Genomic DNA, 18,405 nt, shown 5'->3' with positions numbered 1-18,405 from the left:
ATAAGTTGAGTAAAGTGAGCACAGTGAGTATCGACAAATAATGAATCACGTAATACTAGTCGAAGATGACCCAGATGATATTTACTTCTTCAGGGAAGTTATAAAAAAGTCTAACTTAGAGGTTCGCCTCACCGTCTTTGAGGACGGTGCGACTCTTTTTGATTACCTAATTAAAAAGCCGAACGAGCAGTACTTGATCCTTTTAGATCTTAATATGCCAAGAATGGGCGGCCTAGAAACACTCAAGAAGTTAAATTCATTTCTTTTTCATCAAAAAAACATCATTATTGTCTACACGACTTCTACCTATGAAAAAAACATTGAAGAAGCTTATGATATGGGTGCTTCGTCTTATGTAATTAAGCCTGATAACCAAAAAGATTTATCGGAACTTTTAAACAACCTTTTACAATACTGGTTAAAGTGGAATCAGATGCCAAGGAACAGCTCACAATGAATGAACAACTCATATATTTACTTGAAGACAGTAAAGACGATGTGTACTTAGTTAAGTCCATGCTATCAGGTAATACCAATATTAGTTATAAGCTCTCCGACTTTGAAACGCTACGAGAGCTAGAAGTTGGTATGCAGAGTATGACACCCGACCTCATCATAGTTGACCTTAATGTGCCCGACTGTGTTGGATTAGAAACCCTAGTCAAAGTGAAGCAATTTGCTCGAAACTTCCCTATTATCGTCCTGACGGGTTATGACGACGAGCTTACAGGTGAACGTGCAATTCAGCTCGGTGCTCAGGATTACATCCCTAAGTCCGACCTAAATAGAAACTTACTCACTAGGTCCCTCCGTTTTTCAAAAGAGCGATTTTTACTTTTAAAAACACTCGAAGAAAATGTTTATCGAGACAGTCTTACTTTACTGAACAACCGTGATTCATTTAATGTAAAGCTCGACGAAATGATTAATGAGTGTCATAGATACAATAGAAATTTTGCATTGTTATTCATTGACCTTGATAACTTTAAGCAAATAAACGATGAATATGGTCATTTAGTTGGCGATCAGATATTAAAGTCAGTTGGCTCACGCTTAAACGTGTTTAATCGCGGCTCGGATTTTGTAGCCCGATACGGTGGTGATGAGTTCGTCTTGATTGCCCCCAATGTAGTTGAAACCGAGCAACTTCTTCAACTTGCCAAAATCAAATTTGATGTAATTTGTGGCGCTTATGCGGTTGAAACCAATCAGCAAGCTGTCAAAAATATTATTGTAGAGGCCAGCGTTGGAGCGGCTATTTTCGATTTGCACGGTAAAACCTCTGAAGAAATCATTAAAGCGGCTGATACTGCTATGTACCACGCCAAAACAATCCAGTCTGGTGTGGCAATCGCGAATAATGGTGAGCCATTGCTTCATCAAAGTGATTCCGAAGCGCTTAAATAATGAAAGTACTGTAAAAATAAAAAAGAGCACTTTTGAAACCCAAAGTGCTCTTTTTATGAATGACCTCTTAAAAGCAGGAGTGCCGAAGGTCAAATAAAGTCATCCAATTACTATTATCTAAATTAATTCGGAATTAGTTTTTCACGAACTCAGGATAAGCTTCAATACCGCACTCAGAGCGGTCAACACCTTCATACTCTTGCTCTTCTGTTACTCTCAAACCAACAACCGCTTTCAGTACTAGCCAAACAATGCCACTGGTCACAAAGACCCAAACAAAGATTGTAGCTGCACCAACGATTTGGCCTAGGAAAGTAGAACCACTGTTTGTTAGAGGAACTAATAATAAACCAAGCAAGCCAACGACACCGTGAACAGAGATAGCACCAACCGGATCGTCAATTTTAAGTTTGTCCAAGCCAATAATGGATAACACTACTAAGATACCACCAGCGGCACCAAACAACGTTGCTTGCAGTGCAGACGGAGTAGATGGTTCTGCGGTAATTGCAACTAGTCCTGCTAGTGCACCGTTTAACGCCATAGTTAAATCAGCTTTTTTGAACAATATTGCACTAAATAATAAGGCTGCAATTGCGCCACCTGCGGCTGCGGCATTAGTATTCAAGAACACCATGGCAACAGCATTCGCGTTAGCGACATCACCTAATTTCAATACTGAACCGCCGTTAAAGCCAAACCAGCCCATCCACAAGATGAATGTACCTAGTGTCGCAAGAGGCATATTGGCACCAGGGAACGCATTCACTTTGCCGTCTTTCCCGTACTTGCCTGCTCTTGGACCCAACAACAAAACACCTGCTAACGCAGCCGCTGCACCGGCCATGTGAACAATGCCAGAACCAGCAAAATCAGAGAAGCCTAAGTCACCAAGGTTATACAAGCCAAAAACATCCGCGCCGTTCCACGTCCATGCGCCTTCCATTGGGTAGATAAAGCCCGTCATGACAACCGCAAAAGCCAAGAAAGTCCATAGCTTCATACGCTCGGCAACCGCACCACTGACAATAGACATTGCTGTTGCGACAAATACAACCTGGAAGAAGAAGTCAGATGCTGAGCTGTATATAGCACCTCCAGTAAAGCCATCTTCACGCTCACCAAACTCATTGATCGTCGCTTCTACGTCGACTGATTCAATACCTGACAAGAATAAACTACCGTCGTACATAATGGCGTAACCGCACACTAAATACATGACACAAGAAATCGCAAACAAAGCGACATTTTTGGTTAATATTTCAGTGGTATTTTTGGAGCGAACCATGCCAGCTTCTAACATGGCAAAACCCGCAGCCATCCACATGACTAAGGCACCACACACTAAAAAATAAAAGGTATCTAACGCATACTGTAAATGAAAAACATTCTGTTCCATGATCAATCCTTAAATGGCTTCGCCGTCAGTTTCACCAGTACGAATACGTACGGCCTGTAAAAGCTCAACAACAAATATCTTGCCGTCGCCAATTTTTCCTGTGTTCGCTGCATCTGCAATGACTTCAACCACACGGTCTACTTTGTCGTCTGAAGTAGCGACTTCTAGTTTTACTTTAGGAAGAAAATCCACTTGATATTCGGCCCCACGATATAACTCCGTGTGCCCTTTTTGACGGCCAAACCCTTTGACCTCGGTGACCGTTAGACCTTCAATACCCACTTCGCTTATCGCTTCGCGGACATCATCAAGCTTAAACGGCTTTATGATTGCGGTGACTAGTTTCATGTTTATTCCCATTCGTTATTATTTTTGATTTTAAAAACGAATGATCTATTGAAAAAACAATACCAGTTAGTCAAGTTGTTGAATTTTATATACTAATTGAAAACGAAGAAGTTATTTAGATTGGGAGTGCACCAAGAGTGTGCACTATAGTGCGTTAGCTTGGTGCGGATGAAGTCGTTCGCACCAAGCTCGTTTATGTCTTTTTAGTTTTCGTCTTTAACTAACTTCAAAAACATTTAAAACCGGTTGTTTTACGCGGATATTGACGCGTTTACCAAGATAAGAACTGTGCGTTCTGATCTTCAATGATTGATTACGCCACTCAAGTTCAATCTCATAAAACTCACCGACGAATCGCTCGTGTGCAACTTCAAAAGGACCATTTTCGTCCACTTTAAGACCAATTTGATGCGGCCGTAAATAGACTTCAGCCGCCCTTCCTACCCAACTTGATATGTCTTTTTCACCTGCATATGGCAAGGTCCCCCATTCACTATTGAGGGTACTACTTGATGTCACAGATGCCCCTAGCCAAACACCAGAACCCAAAAACTCAGCAACGAACCTATTTTTAGGGTAACTAAACAAGTGTTCAGGAGTATCAATTTGAACGACTTGCCCTTGCTGCAATACGGCGATTCGATCACAAAAAGCAAACGCTTCGTCTTGGTTATGCGTCACAAAAACAGCGGTAATTCCGCGAGACTTAAGAATGTCACGCATTTCTTCAATTAGCTCGAATCTAAACTGGGGATCAAGGTTAGAAAATGCTTCATCAAAAAGAAGTAACTCTGGTTTAGTCGCCAATGCTCTAACTATCGCGACGCGCTGTTGCTGTCCCCCTGAGAGCTGATGTGGATAAACATCACGGTACTGCGACATTTTGACTAAGCTCAGCAGCTCAGTCACTATTTGTTCCTGCTCTTCTTTCGTTTCTTTCAAAAGTCCAAAACAAATGTTCTCAGCGACCGTCAAATGCGGAAATAACGCATAATCTTGGAAAATTAGGCCAATGCGACGCTTTTCAGTCGGCACATTACTCGAAGCTGACAACAACGTGCGCCCAGCTAACTCAATCGTGCCAGTTGCATTACTTAACAGCCCTGCAATCGCTTTTAATGCTGTGCTTTTACCACTGCCTGACGGACCAAACAAAGCCACTATTTCACCCGGCTCTACGTTCAAACTGAGCTGTTTAATGACTTCAGAATTTCCATAACCAACGGTCAAATTGTCAATTGATAGCAAGGACACAAATACTTTCCTATTCGAGGTTTAGAGTTTAGTTCGATGACTGATTAATCGAGCGGTTGATGTAAATTAGCGGAATTAGGCCTACTATTACAATGAGTATTGCACCTAGCGCCGCCTGTTCTAATTGTTCATCACTTGCATATTGAAAGACAAAGGTCGGCAACGTCTGAAAATCAATTGGTCTCAATAATAACGCCGCCGGTAATTCCTTCATACTTTCGACAAAAATAAGTAATGCCGCAACAAAGGCACTGCGCTTTATCATAGGCCAATGCAATGAGAAAAACTGACGCAACGGACCATGCCCTAATGTCGCAGCTGCCGCATCATAATGTCGGTTGACCTGGGCAAAACTCGCTTTTATACCATTGTTGGCAATCGCAACAAAACGAACAATATGAGCACTGGCGATGGCAATCACAGTGCCTGTTAAAAATAGCCCAGGCTGCCCCCAACCAAGCTCAACAAAAACATCATTCACAAAATGCTCTGCAACAGTGAATGGAATAATAACCGCAATCGCTAACACAGTGCCTGGTACCGCATAACCCAAACTCGATAGTGGAATCATGCTGTGACTGGTTTTGTTCAACATGTTGGACGCGTGTGCGGCCCAACGCAAGTTAACGTTTAATACTAAGGCTATGGAGATACTTATTAGGGCGACGATAAAAGCAATTTTAGTGCTGTTGAATGCATATTCAAACACGTCTTGATTCCAAACTTCTTGCCAATATTCGATGGCATAACCTAGTAATGTATAAGCAGGAATAACAAAGCCAAGGACCAATACGAGTAAACAAAAACCAAATGCTAGCCAGTTTTGTTTACCGGTTAGTTGATAAGTCAGTGGTGAGGTACTCATCTTAACATCGTTCGCGCTGCTCGATTGACGTTTAGTGTAATGTTCCAGTGCCAACAACGTCAGCACACCAACAATCATAAAGGAGGATAACTTAGCGGCACTAGCCAAGTCATAATAACCTAGCCAAGTATCATAAACTGCTGTCGTTAATGTATTGACCGCAAAATAATGAACCGTCGCAAAATCAGCCATGGTTTCCATCAGCACCAATGCAACACTCGCAGCTATGGCTTTTCTGGCAATAGGAAGCGACACTTTGAAAAAACTACTCAAACTAGAGTGTCCCAGACTTCTGGCGGCCATCGTCAAAGAGCTGTTTTGGTTCATAAAATTGGCTTTAACCATTAAATACACATATGGAAAAAGAACCAAAGCCAACATCACTGCAGCTCCGCCGATACTTCGAATATCAAAGAACCAATAATCATGAGGGCTTTGCCAATCAAACCATTGACGAAGAGTAGACTGCACGGGACCCGCATAATCTAACAGGTCTGTGTAAGTGTAAGCGATTAAGTAGCCTGGCATAGCTAAAGGCAGAACCAGTGCCCAGTTAAAAAATCGTTTGCCCGTGAATTCACAACACGCAATTAACCATGCCAGTGGAATACCCACCGCACTCACCAATAAGCCGACAAATACCATTAATGTCACGGTATTCGCCACGTAGTCGGCCAAGACGGTTTGTTTAATATGCTCAAAACTCGCCGCTGATTCACCAGAGGCTGTGTAAACTAGCCCGACTACAGGAAGTACACACATTAAAGCAAGAAAGGCCGACCCAAAGGTCAGCCATTTATTTTTTAACTGCATTTAGTCTTTTGGTTCAGTTAGAGATCAAACTTCACTTTATCGACCAGTTGCAATGCTTTTTCTCTAAAGCTTGCAACGGTAGTTAATGAAATTGAATCTTCGTTAAATTTACCCCAGCTCGCGACCATTTTAGATGGGCTTACCGCTGGGTTAATTGGGTATTCCATATTAACTGACGCATATTGTTGTTGAGCGTCTTCTTTTACTAAGTACGACAATAATTTTTCTGCATTGTCTTTGTTTGGTGCGTACTTAGTGATCACAGCACCAGAAACATTGATATGAGCACCGCGGTTGTTTTGATTAGGAAAAACGATATTAACAGCATCGGCCCATGGCTTCTGGTTTTCATCGGTCAGCATTTTACCAAAATAGTAGCTATTTCCTAATGAAACTTCACACAATCCTTCTTTAATCGCTTTGACTTGTGCTCTATCATTTCCTTGTGGCTTACGAGCTAGGTTTGCTTTTACGCCACGTAGCCATTGTTCAGTTTGTGCTTCACCGTGATGAGCGATCATAGATGCGATTAGACCTAAGTTGTATGGGTGTTTACCACTTCTTGTGCAGATTTTACCGGCTAATTCTTTAGACGCTAAGTCTTCATAGTTAATTGAGTCGATGTCTAGTGACGATGACTTCGCAACGTACAGGCCACGAGCTCGTTTTGTCAACGCAACCCAGTGCGACTCTTCATCACGATATTGACTAGGAACAATGTTAGTCACCGCTTTAGAATTGATTGTTTGAGTCAAATTCTCAGATTTTAATTGTAAAAGCTTGGCAAAGTTTGACGTCAAAACCACATCAGCAGGGCTTAGTTTACCTTCGCGCTTTAAACGCTCTACTAAACCACTTTTTGAAAATATGACTTTAGTTTTTATGCCGGTTTCAGCGGTAAACTTTTCTAAGATAGGCTCGATTAAAAATGGCTGACGAAACGAATAAATATTGACAGACTCGGCGCTGACGGCCGCAGTTGAAGCAATCGACATTGCAAATGCACTCGCAAGAACTAATAGCTTTTTCATTTTTCACCTATGGCTTTTCATGGTTGGGTAGCTCACTTTTATTCAAAACAAATAAACCTGGGAGCGCGCCAACAATCTAACTGAGAATAATTCTCATTTATTTTAATGAAGCAATTGAGAATGTACAGAGAAAAGTTTCAATTTGGCAAAAAAAAAAGCCTCTTTTCAGAGGCTTCTTTATGTCAACTTATCGAGATAGCTGATTATGCGTTAACCGCATCTTTAATTGCTTTACCAGCTTTAAATGCAGGTACTTTAGCAGCAGCGATTTGAATAGTTTCGCCAGTTTGAGGGTTACGACCTGTACGTGCCGCACGCTCATTTACTTTGAAAGTTCCGAAACCAACTAGAGAAACGTCACCGCCGTTTGCTAGCTCATCAGTAACTGTTGCAACTAAGCTGTTAAGCGCACGCTCTGCATCTGCTTTAGTCATATCAGCACTTTGTGCCATTTTTTCGATTAGTTCACTTTTGTTCATTATTTTATCCTTTGGTTGAGACAAGAGTTATCCTATGGAACCTATTTAGAAAATTCAATACCTGTTGAGGCAATTCGCTAAAAAACTCTTTATTTTTCTTATTATTCGCCGCAAAACCATACAAATAGCGGGTTTATACGCCTTGAGCAAGCATGGCTTTCGCTAAAATATGAAATCCAGCAATGTTTGCTCCTTTCACATAATCAACCTGTTTTGAGCCATTTTGACCGCATTCAACACATTGACTGTGAATATGTTTCATTATGGCTTGGAGTTTTTCATCGACATGCTCAAAGCTAAAACTCTCAAACCCAGCGTTTTGTGACATTTCAATGCCAGACACCGCAACCCCACCAGCATTCGATGCTTTTCCAGGAACATATGTACATTGTTCACTGTTATTTAACAACTTTAATGCGTCAGAGGTACAAGGCATATTGGCACCACAAATGACTATTTTGCAACCATTTTCTAGTAATTTCGTCGCATCGTCGCCGTTCAATTCATTTTGAGTAGCACAAGGTACGGCAATATCACATTGCTGCTGCCAAGGTTTTTCTCCTGGTTTCCATTCGCAATCACCAGAACCGTCACGCTCTTCTGTAAACGCCTTTAATGTATTGTCTTTTACATTATCATATTTAATTAGCCACGCAACATCCTCAGTATTAAAGCCACTAGGTTTAACTAATGCGCCCCGAGAGTTGGACAAAGTAATTACTGTTGCGCCCTTCTCAATTGCTTTATGAGCCGCATTAAGCGCGACATTACCTGCTCCAGATATGGCTAATGTTTTGTCTTCTAAATCTAAGTCTTTATTGGCTAACACATGTTCGAGAAAATAAATAACACCGTAACCGGTCGCTTCTGTGCGCGCTAACGAGCCACCCATGCCTACGGCTTTACCAGTTAGAACACCTGAAAATTCATTTTTTATCTTTCTATACTGACCGTACAAATAACCAATTTCACGTGCACCAACATTGATATCACCAGCTGGAACATCCGTCGATGGACCAATATGCCTGTATAGTGCGGTCATAAATGCCTGACAAAAACTCATAATTTCATGGTCGCTTTTGCCTTTAGGATTAAAGTCTGAACCACCTTTACCACCGCCAAGGGGTAATCCGGTTAATGCATTTTTAAAGCACTGCTCAAAAGCCAAAAACTTTATCACCGACTCATTAACAGTGGGATGGAACCTTAGTCCACCTTTGTAAGGTCCAATTAAATTTGATTGTTGTACTCGCCAACCCCGATTTAATTGAGCTTCGCCGTTATCATCGAGCCACTCAATCTTAAAGCTGACAATTCGGTCAGGCTCAGTAAGACGCTCAAAAATACGATATCGCTGAAACTCTTCATTTTCTATCAGCTCATCCGCGACGTTTTCAAGGATCTCCATCACAGCTTGAATAAACTCCTGCTGATTAGGGTTACGCTGTTCAATTTGTTCTTTTAGCGATTGTATGTACTCATGCTTTGTCTTCAATGGACACTCCTTCTGGACAGTCAGCTTTGGGTGTTGAAAATCTGAACAACAAATAACCTATCACACCCGAAAGGAGTGAGGTAAATAATATTGCGGATTTAGAAATTGCTTGAGCTTCAAAGTTGTTCTCAAAGCCCAATCCTGTAATAAAAATAGACATGGTAAAGCCAATGGCTCCCAGCATTCCCAAGCCAAACATGTGTCTCATCGTTAAACCCTCAGGCAATACACCCAATTTGCTTTTAACTACTACCCACGAGAGTAATGGAATACCGAGCCCTTTACCGACAATTAACCCAAGGCATATTCCCCACGCTAAAGGACTTTCTAACGTTTGCTCAAAACGCTCAGCATTGAACTCAACGCCAGAATTAGCGAAGGCAAAAATGGGTAACACCATTAGCCCTACTGGGACATGCAGGTAACGCTCCCATCGTCTAAGCGGTGTCGTTGCTTGGTTGGCTGTACGTTTGAGTTCGTCTGCTAACTCATGCTGAGTTTTAGAGGCAAGCACAGGTTTGTCGTCTGCTCGATTTTGAATCACATTTTGGAAGCGCTGGGACAAGTGGGAGAGTCGCTCTGATAGGATCACTGGTTGGGTTTTGGGTCTAGCAGGAATGGTTAGCGCTATTAAAATACCTGCAATCGTCGCGTGAATACCCGAACTCAATACGGCCAACCACAAACAAATCCCGACCAAAAAATAAAGAAACGGTCGTCTAATACCTAATATGTTCAATAACAACATCAAGCCGGTAAATAACGCGGTAAAGCCCAGTGCGTAAAAGTTTAAGGTTTCGGTGTAAAAGAAGGCGATAACTAAAATAGCACCGATATCGTCAATAATCGCCAATCCAGTAAGAAATGAAAATGCCGCAATAGGTACACGGCCACCGAGAAGAGCAAGAACACCAACAGCAAATGCGGTATCTGTCGCCATGGGTATTCCCCAACCTGCTTCAAATGGTGTCCCTGCATTAAAGGCGTAAAAAATCAGTGCTGGAAATACCATTCCTGCACCAGCGGCTGCCAATACAGGTGTCAGATTTCCCGGCTTACTGAGCTCGCCGACTAATACCTCTCTTTTAATCTCCATACCCAATAACAAGAAAAACAAAGCCATTAAACCATCGTTTATCCAGTGAAGAAGGCTCATCTGATAAAGAGTGTCATTAATGGCAAAACCAACATAAGTATGAAAGAAATCTACCAGCGTATTTGAACCTCCTAAGTTGGCAATCAACAAAGCTAAAATAGTGAACAAAAATAGCATCTTACTACTGGTTGTTTGATCGTGAATAAATCGTTGAAAAGGATGAAGAACCTTTTCAACCTTTCTTTCTATATCAGGAACATCGGCAGTATTGTTTTCATTTAATGGATTATTGTTCATTACAACTCAGTTCCTTTTTTTGTGAGCATGACGTCAATGTATCAAGAGCGTCGATATAAATTGCAGTGATGTCAGCCAACCAGCGCTTTACTTCCTTTTGTTCAGCTTGACCTGATGCTTGCTGTAACAGCTGCATATTGCGCTTTTCAATTTGGAGGCGTTGCTCTAGTAACGACAAGTGTGGTTGCGCGGGATTCCCCGCTTGTAACTGTTCAAATTTACTATCCCACTCGAAGGATAGTTCACTAATCCAGCTTTGCCCCTCTGAAGATACCGGAACTTGGTTAGCTCTATTGCGTAGAGTTTTAAAAACATCTGCAACTTTTAATAAGGCATGTTTTACTGTCAGGTCACTCACAAACGTGGCGAGCTGGTAATAAAATTCGCTTGCCTCATTGAATTGAAGAGACAATGAATTTTTCAAACTATTCATTGTATGCACCTCGGCTTTACTACTTTGACTTACTTACTCTTTTATTTAGATATGACTAAGCCAACTCTGTGCCAACCTATTTATCGATATAAAAGATCAAACAAGTCATTAACTTATAAAATCTAAGTCTTATTTTTGATACACAGACCGGCTCCCATTATGAAGTAATAACACCCTTGTCCTGTAAAAATTACAGCCTAAATAGATTTCACTTCAAAAAATTCGCTTTTCTACAAAGCTAATCCATACTTATCAGTAACTTATCAGTCCGGCACAGTTTTGGCTTAGTTAAGTAGGTCCAAACGAGAATCATCAAGGAGAAACTATGTACGTAGAGTACATTTATGGGTTAGTTAGCTTGTTATTAATCGCATTAGCAACCATGGTAAACAGTGTTGTTGCTGCTGTTTTGTTGTGCTGGATTGGACTGTCTTTGTTTTTAGTCTTTATCGCATACCTCACCAAACAGCCCAAAATATTCAGAAAGCGCTCCGATGGTTCTATCCCCTCTATTATCAGGGTTTTGTTCTTCCCTTTTATGTTTGGCGTTCAGTTGTACAACAAAATTGAAAAGGCGAAAGACTCAAAATCAAACCGACATTTTGTCCATCATATTAAAGATGATATTTATTTGGCGAGTCGATTAAGTGCCGATGAAGCACTCACTCTGGACGATCAAAATATAGGAGCAGTATTAGATGTTACTTGTGAGTTTGATGCTTTAGATTGGAGTAGTCATTTCATGGACATTGATTATCTCAATATTCCGATTTTGGATCACCAAAGCCCAACCAAAACCCAATTGCGACAAGCACTAAATTGGATGGACTCTAAACGTTCTCAGGGCAAACCAGTGCTGGTGCATTGCGCGTTGGGACGGGGTCGTTCATTGTTCTGTGTTGCGGCATACTTATTAGCAAAACATCCGGATCTAAGTCCAAGAGAGGTGCTCGAAAGTATAACCGATATTCGAAGTCAAGCTGGTTTAAACAAGAGCCAGTTAAAGCGACTAATAAAATATCGAGAAGAGGGAATCATTAAACTATTCAGCCCAGCTTGGGTAATTGGAAACCCAGTTTCTGGTAAAGGAAAATGGCCAAAACACCGAGCGGAAGTTGAAAATCGCTTAGGTGAACAGTTTAATCTTCAAGTCGTTGAGACCACACCTGAAACAAATGCCCAAGAATTAGCAGAACAAGCCAAAAACGCCGGGGCAAGCGTCGTTATTGCGGCTGGAGGTGATGGTACATTGGCTGAAGTCGCCTCTGTCCTCGTTGGGACGGACATAAAGTTTGGTATTTTACCCATGGGCACAGCCAACGCGCTAGCTCACAGTCTATATGGAGTAGAAAGCAAGCTTATTCCGGTTGATACCGCCCTTGAGCACATTTTAGAGGGTAAAGTAACACCAATCGATACCGCTGTTTGTAACAACAAGACAATGTTACTTGTAGCAGCATTAGGAATAGAAGAGCAAATGATAAAAAAAGCAGACCGCAGTGCCAAAAATAAACTCGGCCAATTTGCTTATTTACATGGGTTTTGGCAAGCCTTACATGAAAACGCCCCCATGACATTAATGGTCCAGTTTGACGACGAGCCTGCTCAGTCTATACATACATCGAGTATGGCCATTGCCAATGCTGCACCTTTAACGACCCTTCTAGCCCAGGGAGAAGGTGAACCAGACTATACCGATGGGCTCCTTAATATTACCTGGTTAGAACCAACGGAAAACCCGATAGAAAAAGTCGTTGATGTGGCCAGTTTATTAGCGGCCGGATTTTCTAGTGATGTAAACGAAGCAATAAAAACCAGAACAGCCCAAAAGATTCATATTCAAGCGGAGTCTGAAGTGGGTTATGTTATTGACGGTGAAACTTATGCTTGTGATTCCGTTAAGGTTTCTATCAAACCATCATCTTTAAATGTATTGTTGTCATCAGTAATTCATTAATTCACATTACGCAACACAAGGAGAAGTATTATCGTGTTTAAAAAAATGGCCTGTTGGTTACCGTTGGTTTTTAGCCTTTGTTTTGATCAAACTGCCTATGCAGAAGCACTGACAAATGGCAAAACTCCTGTGCTCGCTCAAAAAGACAAACTAGAAACTCGTGTTATCAGTAACCCTTTCACCTTATTGCAACACAACAGAAACTACCTATTGCCAGTCACCTATGTCACTAACCCAAGTGTGACCAATGTGAATGGTTTAACGGAAGAAAACGTTGATAACTTTGAAGCAAAATTTCAATTAAGTATCAAAATGCCGATCTTTAGTGATGAGCAAGGTACTGGACTATACGCGGCTTTAACGACGGTTTCTTTCTGGCAAGTATACAATTCTGATGCGTCCAAACCATTTCGTGAAACAGATTATGAACCTGAGGTTTTCTATAGCATCCGGGATGAAATTAATTTATGGAGCTTTCAAGTAAACGAGCTTCGCTTTGGTTTTAATCATCAATCTAATGGTCAAGATATGTTTAATTCGAGGAGCTGGAATCGTTTATTTGCGCAAGCTATTCTTAATGATGAAACCAGTTACTATTCACTAAAGGTTTGGGCGCGAATTCCTGAAAATGAGAAAGACAGTGAGCTTGATCCAACCGGCGACGACAACCCAGACATTACCGATTATTTGGGTAATTTTGAGTTTGAATACGGCTATGAGCACAAAGAATTTAAGTGGTATGCAGTGTGGCGAAATAATTTAGATTTTGATCAAAACCGCGGGGCAATAGAACTAAACTTAAATTATCAGTTTTCTAAAAAGTACGGTGTTTTGGTTCAATACTTTAATGGTTATGGAGATTCACTAATCGAATACAACCAGCATCAACAGCGCCTTGGACTTGGCGTACAGTTGAGCTTTATCTAAACAAAGGAGCAAATATGTTTATCAGTTTAAAAAGCATAATTGGCCATAAAGTCGTGGCTATAGACGGTGAGTTGGGCATCGTCAGTGACTTATTATTCTCTGAGAAAAACGGTGCAATCCGCTACTTTGTTATCGATCCACAAAGGTGGAACCCATTGAGCCAACGGGTATTGATCTCGCCCGTGTCAGTTTACTACATTAATGTTGAGAACAAGCAAGTGTTCTTATCCATCACTCAGGAGCAGGTAAAATCTAGCCCTGGCGTCGAAGAACACGAAACCGTTTCAAGGCATTTCGAAGCCAAACTGTACCAACACTATGGTTATGGATACTACTGGATGGGCACTGATCTTTGGGGGATAAGCTCAGATCCAATGATGTTAAAAGGCTCAATCAATGACGACCAGCAAACAGATAGTGAAACAATAGAGGCAGACATTGATTTGCGCTCAGTAAATGAGGTTACACGATATTCATGTACTGCAGCAGATGAATCTCAGCATGGTTTCGCAGATATTATTACCAACACCCGACGGTGGTCTATTCCTTATTTTGTCGTTGATATCGAAGCTGAACTGCTACACAACAATCTAGCCGTTGTTAAGTGGCAGGCCATTGACAAGATAAGTTGGAAGTCACAGTCCGTCAGTATTAAATTGAACAAACATCAACTGTCGGCCAACCCTCACTTTGACCCTTATGCAATCAATAGTGATGAGTTTTTGGCTATGATGAATGTCTCACCTACCGACCTTGAGTAGTGCTAGGTGAGTATTTTTATTATTCTTCGGTATACTTATCGAGCTTGTTATACAAGGTTTTAACACTAATACCGAGTTTTTCTGCAGTTTCAGACTTATTGCCTTGATTGTTCTCTAGGTTTTTCTCAATAACAATTTGCTCAATGGTTTCGAGCGGAACATCAACGGGGATACCTTCTGCGTGAGCGTCCTCTTCTGAGCTCGTCACATCATCAAAAACAATATGCTCTGGAGATATTTCATCTTCCGCTAAAATGAACGCCCTTTCTATAACGTGCTTTAGTTCTCGTACATTACCAGGCCAATTGTGATTTTTTAGGGCATCAAGTGTTTCATTGCTAAAATGTTTCGCGCTCTTGTTTTCCATGTTTCTATACGCCAAAAAATGTTGCGCTAACCCAATGATGTCATCACCTCGTTGGTGTAAGGGTGGCAGGTTGATAGGAAATTGAGCAAGTCGGTAATACAAGTCTTCTCTTATGTGGGTTTCGATTGCTTCATCAACACTTCGATTTGTTGCAGCCACAACTCTCACATCACATCGTACACTCTTATCGGAACCTACTGCGCGATACTCACCGGTTTCTAATACTCTTAATAACTTGACTTGATGCTCGAGTGGCATTTCAGTGATTTCATCTAAAAACAGGGTTCCACCGCTCGCTTGTTCGAATACACCACGATGGTCTCGAGTCGCTCCAGTGAACGCCCCTTTTATATGGCCGAATAATTCGCTTTCGACAAGCTCTGGACTTAGCGCACCGCAGTTTACCGCGATAAAAGGCTTTTCGCTGCGCTCGCTAACTAAATGGATAGTGTTGGCCACCAGCTCTTTACCAGTGCCGCTTTCACCTACTACAAATACATTTGCGTCTGTCGCCGCCACCTTTCTGATTGTTCGGTAAAGGTGTCTCATAGGCTTAGAGGAACCAAGTAACAAACCAAATTGGTCAAGGCTTGAGGACTTTGATGGAGCTTTCTTTTCTCTTTCTGACGTTAATTCATCCACTAATTCAAGTAACGTGTCATTAATAACACTAAAGTCAAATGGTGAACGAAAGTGATAAGAAACCCCATTCATCATCGCTTGATCGATATGAGCACTTGGTTTACCGTCACTCAAGAAGATGATTTCAGTGTCGCTATTTTGGTTAGCCTCTTTTAGTCTAGCTAAATCCGCAGCGCTAAACTGGGCAGTTTCTATTAATGCGATATCAGCGTGAGTTTCTTGAAGATATAGTAAGCCGTCTATCCCTTCAGGCGCATATTCTACATTTACGTCAGACGAGCTAAAAATGGGGTTGAGCGACTTTAGAATAGACGCCTTTTTTATATCTAAAAATACCTTAACCTTCGTCATAAATCCCTCTTCCCGTATTTTTTTTGACCGGCACGTTACCAGTGACATATTAGAGTGTTCTTATGGGCTATTGACAGGCTTTTCAAGGCCAAGGCGCTTGTTGTCTGATAAATTCCCGAATAGCGTTACTTTTAAGTAAATTTGATTAGGGTATCGTATAAGGCTTTTAGGTCGATAGGCTTGGCGATATGAGCATCGAAGCCAACTTCTTTATACTTTTCAACATCATGCTCCATCACATTTGCAGTTAGTGCAATTATCGGCAGCTTGGCCATTTGTTCTTTCAGTATACTACATGCTTCTACACCATCTAGCGTTGGCATTTGGATATCCATCAGCACCAAGTCTGGCGAGCGCTTCAGCACGATATCTATTGCCTCTTGACCATTCTCTACTAAATCATAACAACACCCCGTCTTATCCAGTATGGCTTTAATCAATATTTGGTTCACTTTATTGTCTTCCGCAACAACAATATATTTACCGTCTAGAGCTGGGTGCAAATCTTCTTCATTCATGTAATTGGCTGACTTTTCACAACTTACTTGATCTGAAGTGTGTAATGGTAATTCCACATAAAAAGTTGATCCAATACCAGATGTACTTTGCATTCTGATATCACCTTTCATTAGTTTAATTAGACTGTAACAAATGGATAGCCCTAACCCTGTTCCTCCATACTGTCGAGTAGATGTACTATCGGCCTGTTCAAACCGCTCGTATAACTTATCGTGCATCTCATTGGACATACCAATACCTGTGTCCTTAACACTAAAACACAGCTTCTTTTCGTCACTATCAATTGACCAAAACTTGACCTCGACAACCCCCTTTTCGGTAAACTTAATTCCATTCGAAACAAGGTTTAATAAAATCTGTTTGATTCTAACCGGATCACCTTTCCAATACTCCTGGGCAATGTCGTCAGTTTTGATAATCAATTCAATACTTTTCTCAGTAGCCTGTGGTTTAAATTCTCGATACAGCTCGTTAGCAAGCTCATGAATTGAAAATGAAATAGGCTCTATATTCAGCTTGCCCGCTTCGATTTTAGAAAAATCCAATATATCGTTAAGGATCACCATCAGTTTTTCACTTGACGACAGCGCGTGCTGAACAAGGTCACTAGCCTTTTCCTGATCTTTTTCTACCGCTAGTAGTTGTAACATCCCAATGACACCATTCATTGGCGTTCGGATTTCATGGCTCATGTTTGCTAAAAACTCTGACTTAGCTTCATTGGCTACGTCCGCCTGTTGTTTGGCTAACATCAGTTGTTCATTTTGTTCTTCTAATATTTCGACGTTGTGAACCAAAAAGTCATTTGCTTCCTTAATTGCCTCGGTCTTTTTGGCGACTAAACCCTTTAGTTTGCGATTAAAAACAACTTGGTTAACCAAATAAACCACCATCACAAAAAATGCGACGGCGATGAAAACAAGGGTATGTTTGGAAATAGGAAACTTTGTCAGTTCGTAATCGTGTAAAAACAAGCCCTCTATATTTCGTGAGTTATTTGCCATTCCAAGGCTTTTGTAAGTCTCAGCAATTCGGTTAAAGCGTTGGGGTAAAATACTGCCTATCGCTACGTAGTTGCTTTTTATGGCCCTCGCGGTACTTGCCGCTTCCTTCTTTAATTGGCTTGCTAACAATTTACTATTATATTTTTCGATAATAACTTTTATGGCACGATCAGGATCGGACAGTGCATCTTTCCAACCTTGATGAACAGCCTTAACAAATCGTCGAACCAAGGCAGGGCTCGTTTCTGCCAAATGCTGCGTAGTAAAAAGCAAATCGCCATAAAAATCGATGCCATAATTACCAGGGTCCAGAATCGTATAGTCGTAGCCTTGGTCATCATACAAATGTGGTTGATTTGTCAAATAAGCAGACATTGCGTCTGTGTCACCCTTTGCAAGGGCCCAATTATCGAAATTATGCGGTATAAAAGTATAACTATAAGGATCAATATCAAAAAGTTGTAGCATGGCTTGAATGGCAGCATCATCAACGTTGCGTTGAAACATAATACGCTTATCTCTTAGATCATAGGGGCTCTCAATACCACTACTTGCCAAACTCATCAGGACTAAAGGGCTACTTTGAAAAATAGTTGATGCAATAACGACGGGTTTACCACGTAAGCGTTGCAGAACTATACTGGAATCAGCGACACCAAATTCAGCTCGTCCGGCTAAGACATCCTCAACAGGAGACGTTGAAGGGTCGCGTTCAAGGATCTCGACATCAAAACCAGCGTTAGCAAAATGACCATTTTCCAGCGCCATATAGTAGCCGGCAAATTGAAATTGGTGCTTCCACTTCAGTTGCAATCGGACTTTCTGATTTGCCGCTACATTGGTTGATAAAATACCTAGAATAAGAAAAGCGAAGGTATTTAAGAAAAACGTTTTGACCACTCATACTCCTATTTAAGATACCGATAGAACCTTACTCGACAATTTAAGCATAGTCGGTAT

Annotated in this window: 16 protein-coding genes; 5 read left to right on the top strand and 11 right to left on the bottom strand. The window is 41.2% G+C overall.

The window, feature by feature from the left end; translation table 11 throughout:
- The first annotated feature begins 40 nt into the window (after positions 1–40).
- Both AC4E96_RS05065 and AC4E96_RS05060 read left to right on the top strand, forming a co-directional pair.
- The gene (locus AC4E96_RS05065; RefSeq protein WP_490255078.1) at positions 41–457 is read left to right on the top strand and encodes a response regulator; all 417 of its coding nucleotides are present in this window, start codon (positions 41–43) and stop codon (positions 455–457) included.
- Positions 454–1,407 (top strand): GGDEF domain-containing response regulator, encoded by a 954-nt coding sequence (locus AC4E96_RS05060; protein ID WP_490255077.1) that lies wholly within the window; start codon positions 454–456, stop codon positions 1,405–1,407. The genes AC4E96_RS05065 and AC4E96_RS05060 overlap by 4 nt, the downstream gene beginning before the upstream one ends.
- Before the next feature lie 133 nt (positions 1,408–1,540).
- Here AC4E96_RS05060 and AC4E96_RS05055 read toward each other — a convergent pair whose 3' ends face one another.
- The 9 genes from AC4E96_RS05055 to AC4E96_RS05015 all read right to left on the bottom strand — a co-directional run bounded on the left by AC4E96_RS05055 (position 1,541) and on the right by AC4E96_RS05015 (position 10,917).
- Positions 1,541–2,806 (bottom strand): ammonium transporter, encoded by a 1,266-nt coding sequence (locus tag AC4E96_RS05055; protein ID WP_490255076.1) that lies wholly within the window; start codon positions 2,804–2,806, stop codon positions 1,541–1,543.
- Positions 2,807–2,815: 9 nt separating this feature from the next.
- Positions 2,816–3,154, bottom strand: coding sequence for a P-II family nitrogen regulator (gene glnK / locus AC4E96_RS05050; RefSeq protein ID WP_488032368.1), 339 nt, complete (start codon positions 3,152–3,154; stop codon positions 2,816–2,818).
- Positions 3,155–3,370: 216 nt separating this feature from the next.
- On the bottom strand, positions 3,371–4,408 hold the full coding sequence (locus tag AC4E96_RS05045; RefSeq protein ID WP_488032369.1) for an ABC transporter ATP-binding protein: 1,038 nt from the start codon (positions 4,406–4,408) through the stop codon (positions 3,371–3,373).
- 28 nt (positions 4,409–4,436) lie between these two features.
- Positions 4,437–6,086, bottom strand: a complete 1,650-nt coding sequence (locus AC4E96_RS05040; RefSeq protein WP_490255075.1) for an ABC transporter permease — start codon at positions 6,084–6,086, stop codon at positions 4,437–4,439.
- A gap of 17 nt (positions 6,087–6,103) precedes the next feature.
- Positions 6,104–7,117 (bottom strand): extracellular solute-binding protein, encoded by a 1,014-nt coding sequence (locus AC4E96_RS05035; RefSeq protein WP_490255074.1) that lies wholly within the window; start codon positions 7,115–7,117, stop codon positions 6,104–6,106.
- 203 nt (positions 7,118–7,320) lie between these two features.
- Complete coding sequence (locus tag AC4E96_RS05030) at positions 7,321–7,596, bottom strand: HU family DNA-binding protein (RefSeq protein WP_488032372.1); 276 nt, start codon at positions 7,594–7,596, stop codon at positions 7,321–7,323.
- A 133-nt stretch (positions 7,597–7,729) separates the two neighbouring features.
- Complete coding sequence (gdhA, locus tag AC4E96_RS05025; RefSeq protein WP_490255073.1) at positions 7,730–9,091, bottom strand: NADP-specific glutamate dehydrogenase; 1,362 nt, start codon at positions 9,089–9,091, stop codon at positions 7,730–7,732.
- On the bottom strand, positions 9,075–10,484 hold the full coding sequence (nhaA, locus tag AC4E96_RS05020) for a Na+/H+ antiporter NhaA (RefSeq protein ID WP_490255072.1): 1,410 nt from the start codon (positions 10,482–10,484) through the stop codon (positions 9,075–9,077). Before nhaA ends, gdhA begins: the two co-directional genes overlap by 17 nt.
- Positions 10,474–10,917 (bottom strand): hypothetical protein, encoded by a 444-nt coding sequence (locus AC4E96_RS05015; protein WP_490255071.1) that lies wholly within the window; start codon positions 10,915–10,917, stop codon positions 10,474–10,476. The genes nhaA and AC4E96_RS05015 overlap by 11 nt, the downstream gene beginning before the upstream one ends.
- Positions 10,918–11,242: 325 nt before the next feature.
- Between AC4E96_RS05015 and AC4E96_RS05010 the strand changes: the two genes are divergently transcribed.
- From AC4E96_RS05010 to AC4E96_RS05000, 3 genes are read left to right on the top strand one after another with little or no spacing between them, the layout of a single operon-like run.
- Entirely contained in the window at positions 11,243–12,874 is a 1,632-nt protein-coding gene (locus tag AC4E96_RS05010) for a diacylglycerol kinase family protein (RefSeq protein ID WP_490255070.1), read from the top strand.
- A 33-nt stretch (positions 12,875–12,907) separates the two neighbouring features.
- Positions 12,908–13,801 (top strand): phospholipase A, encoded by an 894-nt coding sequence (locus AC4E96_RS05005; RefSeq protein ID WP_490255069.1) that lies wholly within the window; start codon positions 12,908–12,910, stop codon positions 13,799–13,801.
- 14 nt (positions 13,802–13,815) lie between these two features.
- On the top strand, positions 13,816–14,562 hold the full coding sequence (locus tag AC4E96_RS05000) for a PRC-barrel domain-containing protein (RefSeq protein WP_488032378.1): 747 nt from the start codon (positions 13,816–13,818) through the stop codon (positions 14,560–14,562).
- 19 nt (positions 14,563–14,581) lie between these two features.
- Here AC4E96_RS05000 and AC4E96_RS04995 read toward each other — a convergent pair whose 3' ends face one another.
- Both AC4E96_RS04995 and AC4E96_RS04990 read right to left on the bottom strand, forming a co-directional pair.
- Positions 14,582–15,922, bottom strand: coding sequence for a sigma-54 interaction domain-containing protein (locus tag AC4E96_RS04995; RefSeq protein ID WP_488032379.1), 1,341 nt, complete (start codon positions 15,920–15,922; stop codon positions 14,582–14,584).
- 131 nt (positions 15,923–16,053) lie between these two features.
- Entirely contained in the window at positions 16,054–18,345 is a 2,292-nt protein-coding gene (locus tag AC4E96_RS04990; RefSeq protein WP_490255068.1) for an ABC transporter substrate-binding protein, read from the bottom strand.
- Positions 18,346–18,405 lie beyond the last annotated feature (60 nt).

This window comes from Psychrosphaera sp., from assembly GCF_982872775.1.
Note: the sequence above shows the minus strand (reverse complement) of the source record. Positions and strands in the feature narration are given on the sequence as shown.